Source organism: Dietzia sp. E1 (genome assembly GCF_014145015.1).
Lineage (GTDB): Bacteria > Actinomycetota > Actinomycetes > Mycobacteriales > Mycobacteriaceae > Dietzia > Dietzia cinnamea_A.
In genome coordinates this window covers 1-1,281 of the sequence record NZ_JAALDU010000067.1, presented here as the reverse complement: position 1 = coordinate 1,281, position 1,281 = coordinate 1, and the positions used below count along the sequence as shown (strand labels likewise).

The window sequence follows — 1,281 nt, the reverse complement described above, 5'->3', positions numbered from 1 at the left end:
CGGGATCGTGAACGCCACGCTCACCGTCCGCGGAGTCGGCGCCTCCCGGGGAGCGCGCACGCTGTTCGACGGGCTCGACCTCGTCGTCGCCCCCGGTGACGTCTGGGGCCTCTCCGGGCCCAACGGCGCCGGTAAATCCACCCTGCTCCACGCACTGGCCGGCGACCCGCTCGCCGAGATGACCGGGCAGGTCACCGTCAGCCCGCCGGACGCCACGGTCGGCCTCCTCCGCCAGGAGGTGGAACGGGACGACGACGAGGTGGTGCGCGACTTCCTGCACCGCGTCACCGGGGTCGCGCACGCGCAGGCACGGATGGACGCGCTCGCGGAGAAGATGGCCGACTCCGACGCCGCCGCCGAGGCCTACGGGGACGCCCTCGAACGCTGGCTGGCGCTCGGCGGCGGAGACCTCGACGACAGGATCCCCGCCACCGCCGCGCGGCTCGGGCTCGACGCCGCCGTGACGGAACTGCCCATGACCGCGCTGTCGGGAGGGCAGGCCGCCCGCGTCAACCTCTGCGCCGTCCTGCTCAGCCAGTACGACATCCTGCTCCTCGACGAGCCGACCAACGACCTCGACCTCGCGGGACTGGCCGTCCTCGAGGAGTTCATGCGATCCGAACGCCGCCCGATGGTCGTGGTCAGCCACGACCGCGAGTTCCTGTCCCGGTGCGTGACCGGCATCGTCGAACTCGACTCGGCCCAGCGGCAGATCACCGTGTTCGACGGGGGCTACGAGGCCTACCTGGCCGAGCGCGCGCTCGCGCGGCAGCGGGCCCGCGACGCCTACGAGGAGTACGCCGGCCGGGTCGACCAGCTCAAGGAGCGCGTCCAGACGCAGAAGACCTGGCTCGACAAGGGCGTGCGCAGCGCGATGCGCAAGACCGGTGGCAAGGACGCCGAGCGGGACAAGCACATCCGCAACCAGGCCGGGCAGCGCTCGGAGAAGCAGGCCGCCAAGATCTCGCAGTCCGAGCGGGCGTTGGAGCGACTGGAGGTGGTCGAGGAGCCGCGCAAGGAGTGGGAGTTGCGCATGGAGATCGCCGCCGCACCCCGCTCCGGCGCGGTGGTGGCGGTGCTGACCGACGCGGTGGTCCGGCGCGGCGACTTCGTCCTGGGGCCCGTCACCGTGCAGCTGGGGGCCGGCGACCGGGCCCTCGTCAGCGGGGCCAACGGGGCCGGCAAGTCCACTCTGCTGGCGGTGCTCACCGGCGCCTCGTCACCCGATGCGGGGCGCGCGACGATCGGGTCCGGCGTCCTGCCCGGCCGGGTCGACCAGGC

At 73.3% G+C, this 1,281-nt stretch carries 1 protein-coding gene; it reads left to right on the top strand.

Features of this window, described 5'->3' with window-relative positions:
- Positions 1-7: 7 nt before the first annotated feature.
- On the top strand, positions 8-1,281 hold a 1,274-nt coding region (locus tag G6030_RS03085), incomplete at its 3' end, for an ATP-binding cassette domain-containing protein (RefSeq protein ID WP_182642165.1).